This is a genomic window from Campylobacter ureolyticus, assembly GCF_013372225.1.
Lineage (GTDB): Bacteria > Campylobacterota > Campylobacteria > Campylobacterales > Campylobacteraceae > Campylobacter_B > Campylobacter_B ureolyticus.
Map to the genome: position 1 here is coordinate 709,561 of NZ_CP053832.1, position 16,713 is coordinate 726,273.

Annotated in this window: 15 protein-coding genes; all 15 read left to right on the forward strand. The window is 27.8% G+C overall.

Translation table 11 applies throughout. The features are described from left to right. Nucleotides 1–449: 449 nt before the first annotated feature. The 15 genes from CURT_RS03590 (at nt 450) to nikA (ending at nt 16,713) form a co-directional block, all read left to right on the forward strand. Complete coding sequence (locus CURT_RS03590; RefSeq protein ID WP_018713924.1) at nt 450–770, forward strand: hypothetical protein; 321 nt, start codon at nt 450–452, stop codon at nt 768–770. 61 nt (nt 771–831) lie between these two features. Beyond that, on the forward strand, nt 832–1,473 hold the full coding sequence (locus tag CURT_RS03595) for an HAD family hydrolase (RefSeq protein WP_018713923.1): 642 nt from the start codon (nt 832–834) through the stop codon (nt 1,471–1,473). A 48-nt stretch (nt 1,474–1,521) separates the two neighbouring features. Beyond that, nucleotides 1,522–1,755, forward strand: a complete 234-nt coding sequence (locus CURT_RS03600) for a DUF2018 family protein (RefSeq protein ID WP_016646863.1) — start codon at nt 1,522–1,524, stop codon at nt 1,753–1,755. 2 nt (nt 1,756–1,757) lie between these two features. Continuing rightward, nucleotides 1,758–2,660 carry a polyprenyl synthetase family protein gene (locus CURT_RS03605; protein WP_018713922.1) on the forward strand — a complete coding sequence of 301 codons (903 nt, stop codon included), beginning with the start codon at nt 1,758–1,760 and terminating at the stop codon, nt 2,658–2,660. Then, the gene (hemA, locus tag CURT_RS03610) at nt 2,660–3,970 is read left to right on the forward strand and encodes a glutamyl-tRNA reductase (RefSeq protein ID WP_018713921.1); all 1,311 of its coding nucleotides are present in this window, start codon (nt 2,660–2,662) and stop codon (nt 3,968–3,970) included. Before CURT_RS03605 ends, hemA begins: the two co-directional genes overlap by 1 nt. After that, on the forward strand, nt 3,960–5,672 hold the full coding sequence (locus tag CURT_RS03615) for a proline--tRNA ligase (RefSeq protein ID WP_018713920.1): 1,713 nt from the start codon (nt 3,960–3,962) through the stop codon (nt 5,670–5,672). The genes hemA and CURT_RS03615 overlap by 11 nt, the downstream gene beginning before the upstream one ends. Next, nucleotides 5,669–6,073 (forward strand): FxsA family protein, encoded by a 405-nt coding sequence (locus CURT_RS03620; RefSeq protein WP_018713919.1) that lies wholly within the window; start codon nt 5,669–5,671, stop codon nt 6,071–6,073. The genes CURT_RS03615 and CURT_RS03620 overlap by 4 nt, the downstream gene beginning before the upstream one ends. 11 nt (nt 6,074–6,084) lie before the next feature. Next, the gene (gene hemC, locus CURT_RS03625) at nt 6,085–7,020 is read left to right on the forward strand and encodes a hydroxymethylbilane synthase (protein ID WP_018713918.1); all 936 of its coding nucleotides are present in this window, start codon (nt 6,085–6,087) and stop codon (nt 7,018–7,020) included. Between the two features lie 34 nt (nt 7,021–7,054). After that, complete coding sequence (locus CURT_RS03630) at nt 7,055–8,863, forward strand: menaquinone biosynthesis decarboxylase (RefSeq protein ID WP_018713917.1); 1,809 nt, start codon at nt 7,055–7,057, stop codon at nt 8,861–8,863. 157 nt (nt 8,864–9,020) lie between these two features. Then, the gene (locus CURT_RS03635; protein WP_018713916.1) at nt 9,021–9,749 is read left to right on the forward strand and encodes a DUF3137 domain-containing protein; all 729 of its coding nucleotides are present in this window, start codon (nt 9,021–9,023) and stop codon (nt 9,747–9,749) included. An 843-nt stretch (nt 9,750–10,592) separates the two neighbouring features. Further along, nucleotides 10,593–11,597, forward strand: coding sequence for a Fe(3+) ABC transporter substrate-binding protein (locus tag CURT_RS03640; protein ID WP_018713842.1), 1,005 nt, complete (start codon nt 10,593–10,595; stop codon nt 11,595–11,597). Then, nucleotides 11,588–13,210, forward strand: a complete 1,623-nt coding sequence (locus tag CURT_RS03645) for an ABC transporter permease (protein ID WP_237721125.1) — start codon at nt 11,588–11,590, stop codon at nt 13,208–13,210. The genes CURT_RS03640 and CURT_RS03645 overlap by 10 nt, the downstream gene beginning before the upstream one ends. Beyond that, the gene (locus tag CURT_RS03650) at nt 13,210–13,815 is read left to right on the forward strand and encodes an ABC transporter ATP-binding protein (RefSeq protein WP_018713840.1); all 606 of its coding nucleotides are present in this window, start codon (nt 13,210–13,212) and stop codon (nt 13,813–13,815) included. Before CURT_RS03645 ends, CURT_RS03650 begins: the two co-directional genes overlap by 1 nt. A gap of 187 nt (nt 13,816–14,002) precedes the next feature. Beyond that, entirely contained in the window at nt 14,003–14,779 is a 777-nt protein-coding gene (locus CURT_RS03655; protein WP_018713839.1) for a hypothetical protein, read from the forward strand. 383 nt (nt 14,780–15,162) lie between these two features. Further along, nucleotides 15,163–16,713: a nickel ABC transporter substrate-binding protein gene (gene nikA, locus CURT_RS03660; protein WP_018713838.1), complete on the forward strand. Its 1,551-nt coding sequence runs from the start codon at nt 15,163–15,165 to the stop codon at nt 16,711–16,713.

The following is a 16,713-nucleotide window of genomic DNA, read 5'->3' on the forward strand; positions in this document are numbered from 1 at the left end:
ATGAAGTAAATAATGAGTTATTATCTATATTTAAATAGTTTAAATCCTTAACTTATAAAAGGGTTGGTACTTAGTAGATGAATTATAAAACACCATTAGCAAATAAGACAAAAAGCATGTTGCTTGATTAATATGGGACTTATGTGTTTATTGCAATATTGCATTTAATAGTTAAAAGAACTAATACTACAAATTGGAGAGTTTAAAAAATCAATTTTGCTTCTGATAAAATGTTAGTAAATTTATGTTTTATAGTATATTTTTTTACTGATATGTTTTTAGCAATAAAGAGTATAAATTTTATATACAAAAAAATATTGTAATAATTTATATAAAACTTTATTTAATTTTAAATTTGCTTAAATATAACTAATATTTATTTTAAGCAGATATAAAAGAAAAATAGTATATAATGAAAATCATTTATGCAAAATTTTTAAGGATTTTATATGAAAAAAATACTTTTTGTTTGGTTGGCCTGTCTTATTTCGTTCGCCTTTGCTGATATTTCTGATGAGTGTAGAAATAAAACTAAAGATGAGTGTTTAAGCTATTTATTACAAAAGTGTGATGAAAACAATTGTGAGTATTGTCAAAAGCTTATAGCCTCTCTAAACGTAAGTTTTGTTGCAACTAAAAATTTAACTGTAAATTTTGATACTAAGCAAGAAAAAGAGATAAAGCTTGAAGAGTTGAAATCCAAAGTTCAAACTATTTACAGTGGAAAGAAAGAAATTTGTCCACATTTGATAAATTTTATTGACTTTTAAAATATTTATTTAACCATATCAAAAGCAAAATTTGTATACTATACTCAAAAAAAGGAGATGTATGAATTTAGTTATTTTTGATATGGATGGAACTTTAGTTGATAGTGGCAAAGCGATAACTAGCACTATAAATACTACTAGAAAAGAGCTAGATTTAAAACCGAATTTAGAAAGTGATTTTATAGTAAAAATTATAAATGATCCAACTAAAAATTATATAAAAGAATTTTACCCAGGCATCACACCATCGCAAAAGCTCATGGATAGATTTGAGGTTTTGTTTAGGCAAAATTATGAAAAGTATGCTACGATTTATGGTGGCATAAAACATCTTTTAGAGAAATTAAAAAAAGAAAATATTTCCATAGCTCTTGCTTCAAATGCACCTAGTAAATCGCTTGAAAAAATACTAAAAAAACTTGAAATTTTTGAATATTTTGACTACACAATTGGTTTTGATGAAGAAAATCCTAAAAAACCAGATCCAACAATGCTTATAAAAATAATAAATCATCACTCTAAAAACAATAAATCTTTTAAAACTATTTTTATTGGCGATAGCTTAAAAGATAAAGCTGCATCTTCAAACGCTAAAATACAATATCTGCATGCTAATTGGGGTTTTGGCAAAGGACTTATGCAAGGAGTTGATACGCCAAATGAAGCGTTAAATTCTATTTTAAATTATTTTTATCAAAATTAAAACTTTCTTTTGATATAATGAGATGATTATTTTTTAAGGATATAAAATTTGGATATTTTTGAAAGCTCACCTAGGCAGAAGTTTTTCGATATTATTTTTAACGCAAATCAAAATATAGTTGAAACTGAGATTGAAAATTTGCTTATTGAATTTGTGCATTTAAAAAAAACTTTAAAAGATAAAGAATTAACTATTTCAAACCTAGACAATGAAGCAATACAAGATGAATTAAATGATATCTTTATACAGCTAAGTTCAAACATATTATCAAATAGCGAGTAAAAATGGAAAATTTAAATAAAATCGATGAAGTTATGAAAAGTTTTGTAGAGGAATTTTGCTATGAGAAAGCTAATTCAATGTTTTCAAGCATTAGTTCTGGAAAAAAACTTCGTTCAAAACTTATCTTAAAAATAGCTGGAATAAGTGATGAAAGCTTAAAGCTTTGTGCAGTTATTGAGATGATTCATGCAGCAAGTTTGCTTCATGATGATGTTATTGATGAGAGTGATACAAGACGTGGAAAAAGCTCAATAAATGCAACATATGGCTCTAAGAATGCTATTATGCTTGGAGATATTTTATATTCAAAAGGGTATTTTGAGCTTAGTTTATTTGATAAATTTATTGCTCGTAATGTATCAGCAGCTGTTTCATTGCTAAGTATTGGCGAGTTAATGGACGTTGAGCTTAGTAAAAAATTTAATAGTAATAAATCTCTTTATTTTGAGATGATCTATAAAAAAACAGCAGTTTTAATAGAGGCAAGTGCAAAATGTGCAGCTTTTTTAAAAAGCTATAACGCTGATAAATTTGCAAAATATGGTAGAAATTTAGGTATTGCTTTTCAAATAGTTGATGATATTTTAGATATTGTAAGCGATGATGAAACTCTTGGAAAGCCAGCTTTAAGTGATTATAAAGATGGAAAAACAACTCTTCCATATATTTATCTTTATGAAAATTTAAATGATAAAGATAAAAAAACATTACTAAGTTATTTTAAAAAAGAACTTAGTAGTGATGAAATTTTATGGGTAAAAGATAAATTTAACGAGTTTAAAATAATTGAAAAATGCGTAAATGAGGCAAAATTTATAGCAAATGAGGGCATAGAAGCTATAGAAAAATATAAAAATAACGAACTTATAGATATAATGAAAAATATGGTTGATAGGAAGTTTTAGTGAATTTTTTAAGTATAAGTTTTACGCATAAAAACACAGATATTGATATAAGAGAAAAACTATCTTTTTCTAGTAATGAGAAAAAAGAAGAGGTTTTAAGGCTTATTTTATCAAATCAAAGTATATCGGAGTGCATGTTGCTTAGCACTTGTAATAGAGTTGAAGTTATGGCTTTTGTAAATGATTTAGAAATTTCTCAAAGTTATATTTTAAAAGTTATGTCTATAACAAGTGGTGTGGCTTTAAATGAGCTTGAAAATAGAGCCGATATTTATTATGCTAGTGGAGCACTTCATCATCTTTTTTTAGTAGCAAGTTCTTTAGATAGTTTAGTTATTGGAGAAACTCAGATAGTAGGACAGTTAAAAGATGCTTTAAAATTTGCAATTGATGGCAAATATGCTGATCTAAACTTAAAAAGGGCAGTTGAATATTCTTTTAAGTGTGCTGCTGAAGTTAGAAATAAAACTGAAATTTCTAAAAATCCGGTATCTGTTTCAAGTGTAGCTGTATCAAAAGCAAAAGAAATTTTTAAGAGTTTAGAGGGCATAACAGCAGTTGTTGTTGGTGCTGGAAAGATGAGTGAGTTAGCTTGTAAACATTTATTAAGTAGTGGTGCTAAAATAATTTTAGTAAATAGAAGCAAAGAAAGAGCTTTAAATTTGATAAATGAGTTAAATGCAGATATTAAATATGAGCCTTTTTCAAATTTAAAAGATGTTATTAACTCTCATCAGCTTATTTTTAGTGCTACATCTTCACCAAAAATTGTCATTGATGATACTTTTATCGAAGAGTGTGAGTTTGATAGATATTTTTTTGATATCGCTGTTCCAAGAGATATTGAAATTACAGAATCATTAAATTTAAAGGTTTATAGCGTTGATGATTTACAAGAAATTGTAAAATTAAATTTAGCGATGCGTGAAGAACAGGCTCAAATAGCTTTTGCTATTGTTGGCAGATATACAAATGAGTTTTTCAAATGGCTTCAAACTTTAGCAACAACTCCAATTATTAAAGCTTTAAGATTAAATGCCAAAAAAATAGCTGAAAATGAAATACAAAAAGCTATTCAAAAAGGTTATTTAAAGCATTCTGATCAAGAGGAAGCAAGAAAATTAATTCATCAAGTTTTTAAAGCATATCTTCACAAGCCTACCATAAATTTAAAAAATTTAGAAAGTGATGATGCTTGTGCTGTGGATTTAATTTTAGATATTTTTGATATAAAAGATGAATTTGAAAAATACACTTCACAATACTCAGATGTAAATTTATTAGCAAAAGGTAACACCGATGAAATTTAGCAAATTTTTCATACCAACAACAAAAGAAGCACCAAAAGATGCAGTTTTACAAAGTCACATCTATCTAATAAGAGCTGGTTTTATAAATCAAAATGGAAGTGGACTTTATGATCTATTGCCATTAGGAAAAATGGTTTATGATAATATTTATAATGTTATAAAAGAAGAAATGGATAAAAGCGGAGCAATACAAGTAAATTTTAGCGTTGTAACTCCGGCTGATTTTTGGAAGGAAAGTGGAAGGTTTAATGTTTATGGAAAAGAACTTTTAAGATTTAAGGATAGAAAAGAAAATGATTTTGTAATAAGTCCTACAAATGAGGAAAGTGCTGTAAATATGGTAAAAAATAAAATTACCAGCTATAAACAACTACCACTAAACATTTATCAGATAAATACTAAATTTAGAGATGAGGCAAGACCTAGATTTGGGCTTTTGAGAGGGCGTGAGTTTGTTATGAAAGATGGATATAGTTTTCATGCAAGCACAGATGACTTAGATAAAGAATTTGATAATATGTATAAAACTTACACTTCCATTTTTACAAAATTAGGACTTAATTTTAGAGCTGTTGAGGCAGATAGCGGAGCAATTGGCGGAAGTGGAAGTAAGGAATTTATGGTTTTGGCTGATAGTGGCGAAGATGATATTTTGGTTTGTGAAAGCTGCAAATATGCTGCTAATATAGAAGCGGCTAAAAGAAAGCCTAAGACTTGCAATAGCTTGCCACCGCAAAGTAGTATGATGAGCAAATTTCATACACCAAATTTAAAAACAATTGATGAAATTGCCAATTTATTTAAGGTTGATAAATTTTATACCATAAAAGCAATTATTAAAAAAGCAAAATTTGAAGATGATAGTTTTAAAATAGTGGTATTTTTCATAAGAGGTTGCGATGAGCTTCAAGAAGTAAAAGCTTTAAATGCTTGTTGCGGGCTTGAACTTATGGATGCAAGCCAAGAAGAGATAGAAGAAGCTGGGCTTGTAGCTGGATTTTGTGGACCAGCTAAACTTCCAAAAGATATTTTATTTTTTATAGATAATGAATTAAAAGATCAAAAAGAGATGATAGTTGGAGCAAATGAAAAAGATTATCATATAATTGGCTTTAGTGTTTCAAGCTTTAAAGATGAGAGATTCAAAGATTTAGTAGCTGTAAATGAGGGTGATTGTTGTCCAAAATGTGGTGCTATTTTGAAAAAAACAAAAGGCATTGAGGCAGGGCACATATTTAAACTAGGACAAAAATACTCAAAACCTATGAATGCTACTTTTTTAGATAAAAATGGCAAAACGGTACCGTTTTTTATGGGTTGTTATGGTATCGGAGTTACAAGACTTATTGCAATTGCCGCTCAAAGTAGCCACGATGAAAAAGGAATAATTTGGAATGAAAAAATAGCTCCTTTTAAACTTCAAATAATAATTTCAAATATAAAAGATGAAAATCAAGTTGATTTTGCAAATGAAATTTATGAAAAATGTGAAAATTTAGGAATAAAAACTATTCTTGATGATAGAGATGAAAGATTTGGCGTTAAGATGAATGACTATGAATTAATTGGATTTCCATACGCTTTAATTGTAGGTAAAAATTTAGCAAACGGTGAAGTTGAGTTTATAAAAAGAGATGGCCTAATAAAAGAGAAAATTTCAAAAGATGAAGCATTAAATAAGATAAAAGAGATTTTATTATGAGAAAATATTTACTTCCATACGCCATTTTAGAGACTTTATTTGTAATGATGTTTATTTACAAGTATGGTTTTTTTGCTCTTTTATTAGAGGTTATTTTAAGTATTGGCGTTGGATTTATTTTAATATCAAAATTTGGAATGTTGGATTTATTAAGGGATTTTAGAACCATTTCGCTAAAAGATGTTTCAGGAAATTTTGGCATTGCATTAGGAGGATTTTTTTTACTTATTCCTGGTATTTTATCAGATACAATAGGTTTTTTAATAATTATTTCAAGTATTGTAATGCGTTTTTTATCAAAAGACTATATCGATTTAAAATCTAAAAATAAAAAACATTCAAAAACAAGCCATGATGATGATATTATAGATGTTGAAATTATAGATGAAAGAGATAAATAAAAAGGAAAAATATGAAAAAATTGATAATTGCTTCAAGAAAAAGTGCTTTAGCTATGTGGCAAAGTGAGTTTATAAAAAGCGAGATTGAAAAAGAACATAAATTTGAAGTAGAAATAAAAAGTATGAAAACAAAAGGTGATGTAATTCTTGATAGTCCATTATCAAAAATAGGCGGAAAAGGACTTTTTACAAAAGAGCTTGAAGTTAGTATGTTAAATGGTGAGAGTCATTTAGCTGTTCATAGCTTAAAAGATGTTCCTATGGAGTTTCCAGATGGATTAATTTTGGGTGCAGTAAGCAAACGAGAAGATGAAAGAGATGCATTAGTAAGTGAAAAATTTGCTTCAATAAAAGATCTTCCAAATGGTGCAAGAGTTGGAACTACTAGCCTTAGAAGACAGATGCAAATTAAAATGCTTAGACCAGACATTAAAATTTTACCACTTCGTGGAAATGTAAATACTAGGATTAAAAAACTAAAAGATGGTGAGTTTGATGCAATTATTTTAGCTATTGCGGGAATTAGCAGAATAGGGCTTGATAAAGAAGTTAAATATATTTATAAATTCAGTAAAGATGAAATGATTCCTGCAATGGGACAAGGTGTTTTAGGAATTGAATGTCCTAATAATAGTGAAATTTTAAGTCTTATTTCTTTTATAAATGATAAAAAAGCCTTTATGGAAATAACAATAGAAAGAGCATTTGTTGGAGCATTAGAGGGTGGATGTCAAGTGCCAATTGGTGTAAATGCTGAAGTTATAGATGATAATATAAAAATAAATGCTGTCGTTGGACTTCCTGATGGAAGTAAATTTATTAAAAAAAGCATTATTATAAATAAAGATGAGTTTAAAACAGCTGGTAAAAATTTAGCTGATGAGTTTATAAAAGAAGGTGCAAAAGAGCTTTTAAAAGAAGCTGAAAAAATGGCAAATAATAGTTAGTTGATTTTAAATAAAACTTTAAAAAGGATAAATTATGCAAGAGTGGGTAGAAAAATTTAAAGAAGCTGGACTTTTAAAGATCATTGATGAACCAGTTGATATGGATAGAGAAATTGGACATATCAGCTACATTGAGGTTAAAAAAAAGGATTCTAAGGCATTGCTTTTTACTCGCCCTATTAGTAAGGACGGGCGAATTTATCCTCCTGTTTTAACAAATACATTTGGAAGCTTTGAAGCTTTAAATTTAATTTTAGGAAAAACTCCAGATGAAATAGCAGATGAGATAACTTCCATTTTAAAACCAAAAAAACATACAAATTTAGCTGATAAATTTGATTTTTTAAAATATCTTTATTCGCTTAAAAATATTTTTATTAAAAAATTAAAAGGCGAAGGTGTTTGTCAGGAAAATAAAATCTTAGGTGAAAATGTTGATTTGTATGACATGCCACATCTTACAACATGGGAAAAAGATGGCGGACCTTTTATAACTATGGGGCAAGTTTACACCAAAGATTTAAATGGAGAAACTCAAAATTTGGGAATGTATCGCTTGCAGGTTTATTCTAAAAACAGACTTGGGATGCATTGGCAAATTCATAAAGATGGAGCAAATTTCTTTAACGAATATAAAAAAGCCGGTATTAAAATGCCAGTTTCTGTAGCAATTGGTGGAGATCCGCTTTATATTTGGTGTGGTCAAGCACCTCTTCCACATGGTATTTTTGAATTGCTTCTTTATGGTTTTATTAGAAAAAGTCCTGCAAAACTTGTAAAAAGCCTGACAAATGATATCTATATTCCACATGATAGTGATTTTGTTATTGAGGGGTTTGTAGATCCAGATGAGCTTGAAGATGAGGGTCCATTTGGTGATCATACAGGTTTTTATACACCTATTTTACCATTTCCTGTTATGAATGTAACTGCTATAACTCATAAAAATGCTCCTATTTATCATGCAACAGTTGTTGGAAAACCACCTTTGGAAGATAAATATATGGGATATGCAACAGAGAGAGTATTTTTACCTCTTTTTAAAGTTACAGCTCCAGATTTAGTTGATTATAATATGCCTGAAAATGGTGTTTTTCACAATCTAATACTTGCTAAAATAAATGCATGGTATCCAGCTCATGCAAAACAAATGATGCACGCTTTTTGGGGAGTTGGTCAGATGAGTTTTGTAAAACATGCTATTTTCGTTGATAGTGACGCTCCAAATTTAAATGATTTTAATGAACTTGGAAAATATGTTTTAAACCGTATAACTTCAAAAAGTTTATTTTTTAGTGAAGGTGTTTGTGATCAGCTTGATCACGCAAGCCCAAATTCTTGTTTTGGCGGAAAACTTGGCATTGATGCAACTATAGATTTAGAGCCAAAAGAGGCTGAAATTTTAAGTGATGAAGGGCTTTTAAAAGAATTTAAAAAAATAGATAAAAATATTATAAATTTAAAACAATATTTTTGCGATACAAAAAATCCAGTAGTTTTGATAAATTACAATAAAAAAGATCTTGTTAGAAAATGTTTTAATGAGCTTTTAAAACTTAGAAAATATTTTAAAATTTTAATATTCCTAGATGCAAAAAATGATGTAAATAACCCATATATGAGTGTTTGGAGAATTACAAATAATATTGATGCACTTCGCGATATTTATACAAATAGAGATCAAATTTGTATAGATGCAACAGAAAAAAGCCAAATTGATGGATATGAAAGAGAGTGGCCAAAAGAGGTTAATTGCTCAAAAGATGTTATTAAAAGTTTAATAAAAAGAGGATTAGTAAAAAAAGATGAGGAGTTTTTTAAGAAATTTGAGATAATGGGCTAAAGCTTTGAATCTTTTGGAGTTGGAAAGACACAGAAAAAATACTCTTAAAAAATTAAAACCACGATACTAAAGTGTTTTTTCATGTGCTATTATAGCTCATTTTATAGTTTGCATTTTAATGGGTTATGGGTCATATTTAGAGTTTGGTTTAGGAGCCATGGCAATAATTATATTAGCTTTTATCATATATTATTACGCTTGTTATTATCAAAACAGAGAGGTTTATATTTTTGAAGAAATAAAAAAATATAAAATCTCTTTCAAAACTATTTATATTAAAAATTTCATTGAAAAACAAGGATTTAAATATCTAGGTCATAAAACGCCAAATAAATTTGATAGAATTTTGTTACAAAGTAGTGGTTTTTTTAACTCATCACAAATAAATTATTTAGATGATGTCATAGAGGGTGAAAAATTTGGTACTAAATTTAAGTTTTTTGAAATTTTTATTAATTCTAGTGATTCTAATTTTGGTGGAGTCTTTTTTGTGGCTGATTTTTCAAAAGAGATAAACTCACAAACTACTATAATCTCTAAAAAAATTATCAATTTTAAATCATATAATATTTTGATGGATAATGCTCTTTTTAACGATAAATTTAAGGTTTTTAGTGATAATCCTATAAATGCAATGTATATTTTAACGCCTTTATTTTTAGAAAAAATAGCAAATTTAACTAAAATTTTTGGTGATAGTATTAAAATAAATTTTAAAAATTCTAAAATTTACATTCACATTGAGGGAAAATACAACCATTTCGAACCAGATATTTATAAAAGTGCAATTACAAATAATCCGGCTAAAAATATCTTAGATGAGATTAACGCTTTGCTTGATATTGTTGAAATTTTAGTTTTAAATTCTAAAATTTATAAAGTATAAAATAAGGATTTTGTTTTGCTAAGAACAGTATTTAATGCCTTTTTTACCGAAATATATTCTAATAAGAAATAATTTACTTGTTTAAAATTTTCACAAATTTTAAAGCATAATATATTTACTTATATTTTATTATTGGCCTATTTTATTTTATTTTTTAATATAGATATTTTTAAATTTCCTTATGTTTTTAGTAGCAATGAGGCTTTTTTACTATTTGGTCTTTGGATTTTATTACTTATTATGCTTTTTTCCCAATTTTGATTTTTTGGACCTTCGTTGATAAAAGTAAAATCGAACTTGATATATCAATGTTATCAAGTAATATAAAAATTAATCACCATTTATTTTATATGCTATTTGGTTGTTTTATTGTATTTATTAAGCTTAAATTTATTGATTTTTCATATATAAATGTTTTGCTTTTCATCGTTGCTATGATGGCTTTTTTCATATTTTTATTTTTAAAAATTTCTAGTATAAATTATTTTTTATTCATAATACCTTGGGTCTTTTATTTTTATGCAAATTTTATATGTTTTGAATATGATTTTTTTATATTTGGTAATATATTTTTTATGTTTTAATTCTATTTTTATTTATAATAAAATTTTAATTTACATAAAAGTGGATAAAGCTAAAATTAAAAAAATCCAAACTTAAAGTGTAAATAAAAATAAAAACCTTTATTAAATATCAAAACTATTTTTAATAGTAAATTTCTTGCAGATATTTATTATCTTTATGGTAAAAAAGAAAAAATAAACCACCAAATTCTATTTATAAATTATTTTTTATTTACCATTATAAATTATAATAATAAATATCATTACATAAAGGAAAAAGATGAGAAAGATTATTTTTTCGGCTTTAATTGTTGCAAGCTCTTTGTTTGCAGACTCTGTTGTAAATGTATATTCTTCAAGACATTATGACTCAGATAAGATGGTTTTTGATGCTTTTACTAAAGAGACAGGCATCAAAGTAAATGTCATACAAGACAAGATAGAGGCGATTACTCAAAAACTTGAGCTTGAGGGCAAAGATACAATAGCTGATGTTTTTATGACAGTTGGTGTTGGTGATCTTTACAATGTAAAGCAAAAAGGACTTTTACAGCCAATAAACTCAAAAATTGTAGATGAAAATATACCGTTAGATTTGATGGACAAAGATAAAGACTGGGTAGGTGTCACATATCGTGCTAGAGTTTTGGTTTATGATCCAAAGAAGATAGACAAAAAAGAGCTCTCAACCTATGAAGCACTTAGAGATGCTAAATTTAAAGGTAAAATTTTAACTCGCTCATCAACATCATCATACAACAAACACCTAATAGCCTTTTTGATAGCAAAAGATGGCGAGGCAAAGACAAAAGAGTGGGCAAAGGGTTTGGTTGCAAATTTTGCAAGAGCTCCAAAAGGAAATGACAGAGATCAGGCAAAAGCCATAGTTTCAGGTGTTGGAAGTGTCGCCATAATGAATAGTTACTATATGGGTAGAATGTCTGTTTCAAAAGATCCAGTAGAGCAAGAGGTTGCTAGAGATTTAAAGGTATTTTTTCCAAACCAAAACGATGGAGGAACTCACATCAATTTAAGCGGCGCTGGTGTTACAAAATATGCTAAAAACAAAGATAATGCAGTTAAGTTTATAGAGTTTTTAACAACTCCAAAAGCACAAGAAATTTTTGCCAAGACAAATTTTGAGTTTCCAGCCAACCCAAAAGCAGAGCCTGCTGATATCGTAAAATCATGGGGAGAGTTTAAGAGAAGCAAGATTGATTTTGATGAAATAGGCAAAAACCTCACAAAAGCTCAAATGATAGCTGATGAGGTAATGTGGAAATAGTGCGTATGATGAAGCGCTTTAAGAGGTGTGATACACCTCTTATTTTTACTTTTGTCTGTTTGGCTCTTATAATATTTCCAATTATCTATATACTTTTTGGGATCTTTAACCAAACAAACGAATCGACTGAATTTTTGTTTAAAACACAGCTTAAGTTTTACATAAAAAACAGCTTTATAATACTTTTTTTTACAGGAATTTTTACAGGCATTATAGGAACTTTTTTAGCCTATTTTGAGACATTTTATGAGTATAAATTTAAAAATTTCTTCAAATTTACCCTTATTTTGCCATTTGCAATCCCTAGCTATCTTTTTGGGTATATTTATGTTGATTTTTTCAGCTATTCTGGCTGGTTAGTAACTTTTTTAAGGCAAAATTTTGATATAAGAGTCCATTTTGACATTATGAATATTTATGGTGCTATTTTTGTGCTAACACTGGCTTTTTATCCATATGTCTATATCATCTTAAGAGGATTTTTAAAAAGGTTTCCGCAAAACTATATAGAAGCATCGCAAAATTTAGGTTGCACTCAAGTAAAAACCTTTTTTAAAGTCATCTTGCCTCTTAGCAAACCTGCAATTATAAGCGGCATGACGCTTTGTTTGATGGAGTGTTTGAATGCTTATGGAGTGCCAAACTATTTTGGGCTTCATGTATTTAGCACAGGAATTTATAAGGCTTGGGTTGGGTATGGCGACTTAAATGCAGCTATAAAACTTGCTTCGATTTTGCTTTTTTTAGTCTTTTTTATCATAATAGTTCAAAAGTTACTGCAAAAACCATATTCCATAACTGTTACAAAAAGACAAAAGATAAGAGCTAAAAAACTAAGTAAAAAGAGCGAAATTGCTGTTGTTTGTCTAATTTTTTTATTTTTATTTGTAACTTTGTTTTTGCCACTTCTTCACATTTTTATCTGGCTTTATCGAAGCTATAGCGATATAAATTTAATTTCGCTTTTTAATCTAAGCAAAAATACAATTTTACTTACAACATTTTCAGCCATGCTAATAGTAGTTTTTTCTCTGTTTATCAACGAGTCTTTGAGGCTAAAAGAGGGCAAGATTAAGGAAATAGCAACTTCATTTGCAAATATTGGCTATAGCATTCCAGGCTCAGTTGTAGGTATCTCGATGCTTGCGATATTTATAAATATCGACAAGTCAATGCAGTGGTTATATCGGCTTTTAGAGGTGAAAGCGACTCTTTTTTTAACGTTAAGTCCTTTGGTTTTGGTCTTTGCTTATATGATTAGGTTTTTGTCTTTAGGATATATGGGGATTCAAAATAGCCTAAATCAACAAGGAAAAAAATACTATGAAGCCTCTTTAAGTCTTGGAAAAGGAAAACTAAAAACATTTTTTTTGGTAGATCTGCCAATGATAAAACCAGCTATTTTAAGCTCATTTATACTTGTTTTTATTGAGATAATCAAAGAGCTTCCATTAAGTTCGCTTTTGACTCCACCAAATTTAAAAACTCTAGCTTTTGAAATGGATAGATATGCCAGTGATGAACAGCTAGCTTTAAGTGCGGCTCCTGCTATTGTGGTTGTTGGCATAAGTTTAGCTTTGCTGGTAATTTTAAATAAAATAAAGGATAAATAGTGTTTTTAGAGCTAAAAAATATCTCTTTTTCATATAAAAAAGATCAAAACCTAATCTCAAATTTAAACTTTTCTTTGCAAAAAGGAAAACGTCTAGCAATACTTGGCGAAAGTGGAAGTGGCAAAAGCACGATTTTAAGACTAATTAGTGGCTTTGAGAATTTAGATAGTGGAGAGATTTGGCTAAATGGTCAAAATATCACTTTTTTACCACCAAACAAAAGAAATATAGGCTATCTTTTTCAAGACTATGCGCTTTTTCCACATCTTAAGGTTTGGCAAAATATAGGCTTTGGCATAAAAAATGATAAAAAAAGAGTTGATGAGATGCTTGAATTAATTAGAATGAGTGAATATAGAGATCTTTATCCCCATGCTTTAAGTGGTGGTCAACAACAAAGAGTAGCACTTGCAAGGGCGTTAGCAATAAAACCTAAACTTTTACTTCTTGATGAGCCATTTAGTGCTCTTGATGCAGACCTAAGAACAAAAATAAGAACCGATATAAAAGAAATTTTAGATAGCCTTGAGATAACTTCGATTTTAGTTACTCACGACCTAGATGATGTTAAAAACTTTTCAGATGAGAGTTTTATACTTAAATAAGGGCAGTGCTTTTTAAAATTTACATTCACATTGATGGAAAATACAGCCATTTAAAACCAGATATTTATAAAAGTACAAGTTACAAATAATTCAGCCAAAAATATCTTAGATGAGATTAAGGCTTTGTTTGATATTATCGAAGTTTTAAATTCTAAAATTTATAAAGCATAAAAATAAGGATTTTGTTTTGTTAAAAACGGCATTTAAAACTTTTTCAAATAAACGAGATTACGATAAAGAACCGATAGTTATTAAAGATTATAGTTATTTTTTTGGTGTTTCGTTAGAATATTTTTCAGTAATAATTGGTACAACTATTATGTTTTACTTCTATATAATAATAAATATAACAATGAATTTAACGAAAGAAAAAATTGAAATTTGGTTATTGATTGGTCCAGTGATAGTGCCTATAATATTTGTTTTTTACGATTATTATGCCCATGTTATAAGAGATAATTACAGGCTTTATTTTACAAATAATTCTATTAATTATATGCTAAATGGCAAATTAAAACGAAAAATTGATATAAATGAAATACCAAATTACTTATTAAAACCTTTTTGGAAAAACAGGTTTGATACTGAAGTTGCTATATTTATTTTAGTTATTGTAGTTTTTATAGTTAGTCTTTGGCTAATTTATGCAACCAAGCCTTTTCCAAAGGAAATTTATTATTTTATTGTTTTATGGCTTGCGTCTAAATTATTTGCAAATATAGTATTTAAAGCATCTTTATATTTATGGATAAATAAAACTTTAAGTGGATTTAGAATTTTTCCTATTTTAATTATAGCCGAACCTATTATAGATCCAAAATCAGGAACTGGTATATGGCTATCCAAACAAAAATATTATTTTATATATTTTTATAACGAGCAAATTTATGACGAAGTTAGAGAGTATTTTTTGCAAAATTTGGGTATTGATATCGATAAAACTAGAAAACTAATTACATTTTAAGTATTTACTTTATCAAAAGATATAATAATTATAAAAATTTTTAATGAAATTCAACCTAGACATAACATATTATAAAATTAAACTTAAAAGTAGTTTAAAATAAAGTGTTTATAATGGTATTATAAACAATATAAGCAATAAAATCTTTCAAATTTCAGTCAAATTGTAGCTTAAATTTAACTAAAATTTGATACAAAGTAACTTTTATAAAACATTAATATAATTTATAAAGAAGCGTCTATTAAAAAATAAAAACTAAAATATGTGTAACTTGTTTTTAAAACTTAAAAAACAAGTTAAATAAAAATATTAACAGATTTCATTAATAATATTTTTATATATTAAATGTTATACTCTCACAATTTTTTATTAAGGATATTAAAATGAGGTGCTTTTTAAGATTTACTTTGATTTTTATCTCTGTTTTTGGTTTGAGTGTTGCAAAAGATACTTTAAATTTTGCAGTTTCAAAAAATGTTGGTCCTTTAAATCCTCATCTTTACTCACCAAATGAGATGTTTGCACAAAATATGGTTTATGAGGGTCTTGTTGATTATAGCGAAAGTGGAGTTATTCCAAAACTAGCCTTGAGCTGGGAAATTTCTAAAGATGGAACTAGCTACATTTTTCATTTAAGAAAGGACGCTGTTTTTTCAAATGGTGAAAAATTTAATGCAAGTGCTGTAAAATCAAATTTTGATGCGATCATGGATAATAAAAAAAGACATTCTTGGCTTGAATTGACTAATATCATAAAAAGTTATGAAGTTAAAGATGAATATACTTTTGTTTTAAATATAGATCATCCTTATGAACCTACTTTAAGAGAGCTTGCACTTGTTAGACCATTTAGATTTATAGCACCAACTGCCATGATTAATGGTGGCACAAAAGATGGTATAAAAGAAGCAATTGGAACTGGAGCGTATATTTTAAAAGAATCAAAACTTGGAGTTTATGATAAATTTGTAGCAAATAAAAAACACTATGAATTTAATCCAAAATATGATGAAATTTTAGCAAAAGTAATTCCAGATCCAAATACAAAAGTAATAGCTTTAAAAACCGGTGAAGTTGATTTAATCTATGGAAATGGTCAAATCACACTTGATAGTTTTAATGAGCTTAAAAAAGATTATCCTACTATCATTTCAAAGCCAATGCTTACAACGACTTTAGCATTAAACTCGTCTAAATTTCCAACATCAGATTTAAGTGTAAGAACTGCTTTAAATATGATTTTAGATAAAGATATGATTAACGAAAAACTTTTTTATAAAACTCAAAAAAAGGCTGATTTTTTATTTAATCCAAATTTAGAAGGTGCAAATTTATACGTTAAACCTTATGAATTTAATATAAATAAAGCAAATGAAATTCTGGAAAATGATGGTTGGATTTTAAAAGGTGATATTCGCTATAAAGACAACAAACCTTTAAATTTAGAATTAGTATATATAGGAAGTGACACAGCACAAAAAGGAATTGCAGAAATACTACAAGCAAATGCTAAAAAAATTGGTGCAAATGTTGAGCTTATAGCACAAGAAAGCACTATTTTTTATAAAAGACAAAAAAATGGAACTTTTAATTTAATTTTTAATAACACTTGGGGAGCCCCGTATGATCCAGTTGCTTTTTTAGCTTCCATGAGAGCACCATCTCATGCTGATTTTATGGCTCAAAGTGGGCTTGAAAACAAGGCTTTAATTGATAAAAAGATTACAGAAATTTTATCAACACTTGATGTGGATAAAAGAAATTCCTTAATAAAAGAAGTTCTTACTATTTTGCATAATGAGGCTATTTATATCCCAATCACTTATATGACAGATCAAGTAGTTTATAGAAAAAATGTTGATGGGGTAAGTTCTGATATCGTTAAATATAATATTAAATTTTGGGAATTTTATCCTGTAAAAAATAAAAGGTAA

Bases quoted from the DNA above. Each gene is read 5' to 3' on its own strand.
- CURT_RS03590 (WP_018713924.1), top strand. From the start codon at position 450: ATGAAAAAAATACTTTTTGTTTGGTTGGCCTGTCTTATTTCGTTCGCC.
- CURT_RS03595 (WP_018713923.1), top strand. From the start codon at position 832: ATGAATTTAGTTATTTTTGATATGGATGGAACTTTAGTTGATAGTGGC.
- CURT_RS03605 (WP_018713922.1), top strand. From the start codon at position 1,758: ATGGAAAATTTAAATAAAATCGATGAAGTTATGAAAAGTTTTGTAGAG.
- CURT_RS03615 (WP_018713920.1), top strand. From the start codon at position 3,960: ATGAAATTTAGCAAATTTTTCATACCAACAACAAAAGAAGCACCAAAA.
- CURT_RS03620 (WP_018713919.1), top strand. From the start codon at position 5,669: ATGAGAAAATATTTACTTCCATACGCCATTTTAGAGACTTTATTTGTA.
- hemC (WP_018713918.1), top strand. From the start codon at position 6,085: ATGAAAAAATTGATAATTGCTTCAAGAAAAAGTGCTTTAGCTATGTGG.
- CURT_RS03630 (WP_018713917.1), top strand. From the start codon at position 7,055: ATGCAAGAGTGGGTAGAAAAATTTAAAGAAGCTGGACTTTTAAAGATC.
- CURT_RS03635 (WP_018713916.1), top strand. From the start codon at position 9,021: ATGGCAATAATTATATTAGCTTTTATCATATATTATTACGCTTGTTAT.
- CURT_RS03640 (WP_018713842.1), top strand. From the start codon at position 10,593: ATGAGAAAGATTATTTTTTCGGCTTTAATTGTTGCAAGCTCTTTGTTT.
- nikA (WP_018713838.1), top strand. From the start codon at position 15,163: ATGAGGTGCTTTTTAAGATTTACTTTGATTTTTATCTCTGTTTTTGGT.